This is a genomic window from Bartonella sp. PS7NMGDW (genome assembly GCF_042193585.1).
GTDB classification, from domain to species: domain Bacteria; phylum Pseudomonadota; class Alphaproteobacteria; order Rhizobiales; family Rhizobiaceae; genus Bartonella; species Bartonella grahamii.
The window spans coordinates 110,030-117,196 of the sequence record NZ_JBHILX010000008.1 but is presented as its reverse complement, the minus strand read 5'-3'; the positions used below and the strand labels follow the sequence as shown (position 1 = coordinate 117,196).

Annotated in this window: 4 protein-coding genes and 1 pseudogene; 3 read left to right on the top strand and 2 right to left on the bottom strand. The window is 36.5% G+C overall.

The genetic code is table 11. The features are described 5' to 3' along the window. Window positions 1–908: 908 nt before the first annotated feature. Window positions 909–1,269, bottom strand: a pseudogene (locus tag ACFIKJ_RS06160) (helix-turn-helix domain-containing protein). A 1,240-nt stretch (window positions 1,270–2,509) separates the two neighbouring features. Between ACFIKJ_RS06160 and ACFIKJ_RS06155 the strand changes: the two are divergent. The 3 genes from ACFIKJ_RS06155 (at window position 2,510) to ACFIKJ_RS06145 (ending at window position 5,449) form a co-directional block, all read left to right on the top strand. Then, window positions 2,510–3,355, top strand: a complete 846-nt coding sequence (locus ACFIKJ_RS06155; protein ID WP_273788305.1) for a TIGR01459 family HAD-type hydrolase — start codon at window positions 2,510–2,512, stop codon at window positions 3,353–3,355. Beyond that, on the top strand, window positions 3,355–4,356 hold the full coding sequence (locus tag ACFIKJ_RS06150; RefSeq protein ID WP_375627156.1) for a bifunctional riboflavin kinase/FAD synthetase: 1,002 nt from the start codon (window positions 3,355–3,357) through the stop codon (window positions 4,354–4,356). The genes ACFIKJ_RS06155 and ACFIKJ_RS06150 overlap by 1 nt, the downstream gene beginning before the upstream one ends. An 856-nt stretch (window positions 4,357–5,212) precedes the next feature. After that, window positions 5,213–5,449, top strand: coding sequence for a hypothetical protein (locus ACFIKJ_RS06145; protein ID WP_375651905.1), 237 nt, complete (start codon window positions 5,213–5,215; stop codon window positions 5,447–5,449). A gap of 565 nt (window positions 5,450–6,014) precedes the next feature. Here ACFIKJ_RS06145 and ACFIKJ_RS06140 read toward each other — a convergent pair. Beyond that, window positions 6,015–6,344: a TIGR01244 family sulfur transferase gene (locus ACFIKJ_RS06140; RefSeq protein ID WP_375627158.1), complete on the bottom strand. Its 330-nt coding sequence runs from the start codon at window positions 6,342–6,344 to the stop codon at window positions 6,015–6,017. Between the last annotated feature and the right edge of the window lie 823 nt (window positions 6,345–7,167).

Here is a 7,167-nt window from a genome sequence, read left to right as displayed (position 1 = left end):
AACATTAGAAACATTGTGCGAAGCGTGCTTTATAGAGAAATGTTAGAAAATCCTATTCCCTAACTTTTATTTACGCGTCCCTCACTGTAAAAAAGCTGTATAAATACAGCAAGTTATTTTTACATAAAACTTACATGTTATCCGTGAATGGTATAAAGGTAAATCCATTGAGCACCACGATCTTTACGCTTCATAAAGGAGTAAGCAGGTGCATATTTGCTAGCTCGTGGGTGTTGCTACAACCCTTGGCATTTGAGACGGTTCATTAGGGGTATTTTTAATCCTTTCTTAATAGTTTTTATCCAAAAGGGCTCTGCCCGCTTGTAACTTGCAAGAGATATGGTTTTTGTTGCTTCAACATGGAACGGATCTGAAATGAAAGAATCTTACGCTATTCTGGATTCTTATTTAACATGTAAAACAATGAACACTCTTTATAAATCAATGTATTGTCTTATGGTGGAGTTGGTGTGGCATTGAGATTTTAGAGGAAAAATATGCCTTTAAGAATTTATAACAGATAGCAAGTCTTTATAGCAGGTATATTAAATGCAGATCATCTAAAATAAATGGAGCGTCCACAGCGAAGAAGGGGCTAATTTTTTAAAATCCGCATGAATGCTTATTCTGTTGTGCTGTAAAAACATCATCGTTTGAGGTGTGGTGTAAGGTATAAAAACTTTATGCATGGGGTGTTTTGATGAGAGAGTGTAGTGAATATTCAAGAGAGGGCTTTCTTGTATAATTTTGTGAAAGGAACCATATGAAATGTGAAGCCGAGAGGGAGCTGTTTTTGAGAAGTTGGATTGTGTATCAACCAGTTTGAGGAGGGATTTGCATCCTTTGGTGTGTGGGAAGGAAGGCAAGAACAGAGCGTGTAGCACCCTATACTTATGTTTTTAAAGGTTTTAATTTTGATCAGAAATTAATTTTAAAATTGCTTTTTGTTTGACAGATGTAAGAATTCTAAAACTTTTTAAAAGCAAATATTCCTCTTTGCTCGAGGCGATTTCATCATAATGGTACGGGGTATGTTCTTTTTTGATGATATCAGCGTAAAAAAAGGCAATAGGGACATTCAATATATCGGAAATTTCCTTTAAGCGTCCTACGCTCACACGGTTTAAGCCTTTTTCATATTTCTGGATTTGTTGGAAAGTGACACCTAAATGATGCCCTAATGTTTTTTGAGACATTTTTAGCATTTTTCGCCTAAAGCGAATTTTTTTTGCCTACAAAAAGATCAATATTAAGATTTTGAGTTTGCATTTTCCCCCTCCGGTTGCGAGCGCCCTCGCATTGGTATTCCGGGAGCTTGAAAACACTGAACCCTAGTAGCATTTTGCTTTTAGTGCTTGGGGCACCTGGACATAGCAAAATCTCCCGGAATTCCGGGATACCCACACAGTGGGTTTATGTTACGCTAGGGTTTCGGGTTTTCAAGGCCCTATTGGTCGTTGCGTATACGACCAAAACATTTTCTAATTAGTAAAGTAATTTTAGGAGATTGGCAATAAAAATAGTTTTTCTTGAGATGGATAGATTTTTTTAAATGAGAGGTTGTTTGCCTTTCAACTTTTTAAGACTCGCTTACTAAACTCATGTTTTCAGATCCGCTTTTTACAAAGGTAAACCTTGGTTTTTAAGCTCAAGGCACCGCCTATGGTGCTGTTCTTAATCAATAACCAAAATGGCTTGTTTTGATGCGTCTGAGATATCATGATGATAGGGGAAACCTTTTATGAGTAAAGAGCCCTCATGCAAAATAAAATCAAAACAGAATAGATTTGGTTGTTGTATATTCACATGTTTGTTTTGAGAAGATATTTCTCAATGTTAGCGCCCATTTCACGAATGGCGTTTCGTAAAGTGTATAACGTAAAAGCTTCGATGAATGGGATAAAAGCTATATTTCTATCTTTACTGAAAAAAAAGATGCTTGGAGGGCACATACTCTTTGTCAGTTTAAAATATTACGACAGTTTTTACCTTTGAAAAGGAGGATAAAAGCTATTTTTTCTCTCTTCACGTGTTTTTATTTATACGCTCATCCTGCTTATAATGTGCAAGCGAATAGTTTTGATTGATTCAATATCAACAGATTTGAAATGAGAAAAGATATTTTGGTTTCTCATTATGTATGAATAATAAATTATTATTATAAATTAATAATTCTATACTTAGGGAAGCGTTTTTTTAAGGAGTTTTTTTGTTCGTTTTTAAGAATGTGCGTGTTTTAGATAAAAAACTGTATCAACGCAGTTATTGTTAGAATTAAAGTTTTTATGAGAAAAATGAGCATTGTGGAATGATAAGCTTTTGATATAAAGCGTTTTAGAATTTTGCACAACTTAACGATAACTTATTTATTTTATCATTTCTTATGATTGCTATAAGCGATGCAAAGTTGGAATATGGTTTGAGAAAGCAGATGACACAAGTATTATCTTTCGGTAAGTAGTTTTGAAATAAAAGACAGCTTTAAATGATAAATAAAGATAGGTGCACCATGAATGAACTTACCCATATTGAGACTATTATAACGCATTATGATGCTGTTTTTTGTGATGTGTGGGGTGTTGTGCATAACGGTGTACATGCATTTGAACCAGCGTTGAAAGCATTGTATAAAATTCGACAAATGGGAAAAAGTGTTATTTTATTAACCAATTCTCCTCGGCTACGGGAAGATGTTGCTGCTCAATTACAAAGCATGAATGTTCATCGTGACTATTATGATGCCATTATCACTTCAGGGGATGTAACGCGCGATCTCATTCGGACTGCTCCGCGTAAAGTTTTTTTTATTGGTTCACAACGTGATTTGGTGCTGTTTGAAGGGTTAGAGTGTGAATTTGTTGAAGAATGGGAGGCTTCTGTTGTCGTCTGTAGCGGTTTTCTTGAAGATTTTGACGAAGAACCCTCTGCTTATGAGGAGATGTTTCTTCGCATGCGGGCGCGGAATTTACCTTTTATTTGTGCTAATCCTGATGTGATTGTCCATTATGGAAATAAAGAATTTTGGTGCGCTGGTGCATTGGCGCGTCTTTATCAACAATTAGGGGGGGAAGTACGCATTGCTGGAAAACCTCACGCGCCTATTTATGAGTGTGCCTTTGAAAAACTTCAAAACATTCGTGGAATTGTGGAAAAAAGTCAAGTTTTAGCTATCGGTGATGGTCTTTTGACAGATATTAAGGGGGCAGCTCATTTTGGTCTTGATGCCCTTTATATTATGGGGGGGATTCATCATTATGATTATGCGCAAAATGGTGTGGTGGATAAGCAAGCTTTGCATTCTTTTCTTGAACGTCATGGTTATAAACCACAAGCAATCATGTGGGCACTTCAGTAATGGCTAATTTTTTGCGTTTTCAGGGGACTCACATGTTTCCCTCGGCTTGGCGGGGAGCCGTGTTGGCACTTGGAAATTTTGATGGTGTTCATTGCGGACATCAGATGGTGTTGCAAAAAGCGCTTGATTTCGCGCAGATAAAAAAGAAACCAGCAGTTGTTTTAACCTTTGAACCACATCCAAGAAGTTTTTTTCAACGTTCAGCTCCTGTCTATCGTTTGACAGAGGCAGCTGAAAAAGCTGAAATTTTTAAAGTCCTTGGCTTTAATGGCGTGATTGAACAGCCCTTTGATGCGCACTTTGCCACGCTTTCAGCGGATGAATTTATCAAATCGATTTTAAAACAGGTTTTTGATGTTTCAGTTGTGGTGACAGGGGAAAATTTTCAATTTGGTCATCAGAAAAGTGGAAATTCACATCTTCTTTGCCAAAGGGGAAAAAAATATGGATTTGAGGTTGTGCAAGTTCCTTGTGTTTCTCGTCTTCAAGATTCAAAACAGTTGATTATTTCCTCTAGTTTTATTCGACAGCTTCTCTCACAAGGGAACGTAGAAAAAGCGGCTCATTTGTTAGGGTATCACTATCGGGTATGCTCCAATATTATTCAAGGCGATAAACTTGGACGTCTTTTGGGATTTCCTACCGCTAATCAAATGTTGCCTTCCCAAGTTCGCTTGGCTCATGGTGTTTATGCGGTGCGTTTACGTCGTGCGAACGGTGTTTTGTATGATGGTGTTGCAAGCTTTGGTTGTCGTCCAACGGTTGTTAAAGATGGCGCGCCACTTTTGGAAACCTATTTGTTTGACTTTAATGACGACCTTTATGGGGAAAGCTGTACCGTTTCTTTTTTGCAGTTTTTGCGAGGACAAGAAAAATTTGATGGGCTTGAACCCTTGATTGCACAAATGCACCGTGATGAAAAAAAAGCAAAAGAAATTCTAAAGACAGCACAACCATTATCAAAGTTGGATAGGCTGCTTACTTTTAAAAATATGCCCTAAACTTATCTGAAAAAGAGAGAAGAGCCGTAAAAATAGCACTTAAAGTGATTATAATCACAAAGATATATTCCAAAACATCGTGGAATATATGTTTTTTCCGTTGTTGAGAGGAAGAATCGAATATCTGAATATCTGATTTTGGCATTATCTTTTTCAAAATTCATTTTATGGCTTTTCTTGTCATTCAAAAGTTTACTGCTTGTTTCTTTCTGATCGGTTAAAACCCATCATAAAAGATGCAGTAAAGAATAAGCCCCAGCCTATTTGGCAATAATAGACGTGAAGAGGGAGAAAGGCTGTTTTTTAAATTTCTTGCGATTTTAAGCTTATAGTTTGATAAAATTTAATCGATGACTCTTTTATAATGATATTGGGCTTATCTAAAACCTTACGTATGTGATGTTTGATATCATATGATGAATATTTAAAAAAGTTCGTTTGTTGAGTCTTGTGAAGTAGAGCGGTGGACAGCAGCTGTTTTGTGCTAACCAATTACGTAAATGAGAATGAAGCTGATGTAAAATGCTTTAAGTCTTGTTTCTCTCGTATGTTGTGACAGGAAATTCACATTAAGGAGACTACGATTGATTGCAGATAAAAAGAAATCATTGCGAGAAAGCAGGTGTACTTGTTTCAAAATTTCTAATGCTTTTGATGATAAAGGTACAACTTTGTTGTCCTAATACGTAAATGTTTCAAATTCTCAAGCAACGAATTGTCCATATATCTCCTTTGTCTTTCACAAATATAACACCTATAATGTAGCGGGAAGGCAGTCTTGTAAGGATATGAAAACGCAACGCCAATAATGTATTGTTGTTTTTTGAATAGGATCAAGCCCCATAGGTAAAATAAAATGCTGGAATATACTTGTTTTGCTAATTTACGCGCTTGTTTTAAAGAAATATCTCTCAACGCTTCCATATCCATTTTCACGATGGCACTCATGAATGGTATCTTGCAAGCGCCGTTGAGCGCTATCATCTTTATGCCTAATAAAATAGCAATCCGGTATCATCCGTTAATTGACAAGCCTTCAGTGTTGTACAGCCTTGGCTATTTGAAAGCGTTTATGAGAGGGATTTTTTCTTAACTCGTTTTATTTCACACGAACTCTTCCTGCTTGTGACATACAAGAAATACGCTTTTGATTGATTCACTATAAATAGACTTAAAATGAGATAATCTTACGGTATTAGGGTTTCTCACTCAACGTGAAAAATAATTAATTGTTATAAATCAATGTGTTGAAATTAACCATAGATTATAGCTTACAGCTTTTTTATAAAATATTCTGCATGCCTTTTATACGGAATATGGGGGTTTTCTTAGTGGTTTTACTGTTGTTTTAGGTGTCTGTGGCGTACGAATGAGCTCGTACTGGTAAAGGAAGAGACAAAGAAGGTGAAGCAGTGATAAAAGGTGAGGTGAAAATAAATTTCCTTGATCATCATATGAATTTTCATGCATTTTTGTGGCTTCAGGTGTGCATGCTTGTTGTATATTTAATAGCAAAGTTTGCTTGTAGAGCTTTATGAAGTGGGAATCCTGAGTGGAAAGTGCAAGACAAAGATTATTGACAGATTATTTTTACAGATCGATGTGTATTTAAGATTCTTCATCTTTTAAGGCGATGAGGAAGTGTATGAAACCTATGTTTAAAGACGTGCCAAACGATAAAGATGCAGCGAGCGTGCTCCGTGATGGCAATAGGCAAGAAGAGGGAGGGGGGCTGTTTTTAAAATTGTTTGCATGGCTTCAACAGCTGACTTTTCTATAGTTGGAGGAGAAATGGGAATGTGATAGGCTTTTATGCCATATTCATTTGCGACCGTTTTAATGCTAGAAAAGTCAGTTTGATGAAGTTCCTCGTGATCGGGGCGGTTACAGATAATTGTTTTAAAACCAGCTTGTGCCAATGTTTTGATATTTTCTATGCTAATTTGGGCGCTGATAAAAATATCAGGTTCAATTTGTTGTAAATTCATTTTTTATTCTCAATTGCACGATCTTCACGATACCCTCTGGTCTGGTATATAAAAGAACATAATGAAGGTAAGTTTTTCAATGGCATCTTAACAAAAATATTCTTTTTGTCGAGAAAATCTATTTGGGGAAAATGAGTTGTAAGATGCAACATATCTCACTTCGCAACATGTTCGTTATTCAACCTTATGCAAGACGGCTGTTTGGTTTTTATGGATGATCCATTGTGTTTACCCAGCATAGACATTCCATTGTGTTGCTTGTTCACACGCTTGCTATAGAGGTATCTTTATTTCTCTTAAGCCCATTTTACCCTGTTGAGCGTAAAGAGTATAAAATTCATGGATCACCACCCTCTTTACGCTTATGAAGAAGTAAGCTGGCACCATTTTTATATTTGCCAGCCCCCAATGTTATACTAAAGTCCTTGGCTATTGAGACGGTTCATAAGAAGCATTTTAAATCCTTTCTTGTATAGTTTTTACTCACACGCCAGCCCTGCTTGTAACGTACAAGAAATATGATGTTGATTGATTTAATATAAGAGGGCATGGAATGAGAGAATCTTCCTGATTTCGGCTCTCTCATTCAACGTGCAAGACAACGAATGCTCCTTATAGTTTGTTGTATATTCAGAGTGGAGTTCATTTGTAGCGTTGCATTAAGTGGACTGCATGAAGGGAGAAGCTCAAAAGGCAGGCGCGAGATAATAAGCTGGATCATTTACAGAGCATTGTTTACAGATTGATATGGATTTAAGAATCTTCGTTTTAGGGTGGGGGAAGAAGAGCGTGTCTCTTGTTTAAATTTATTTTTATTATTCTC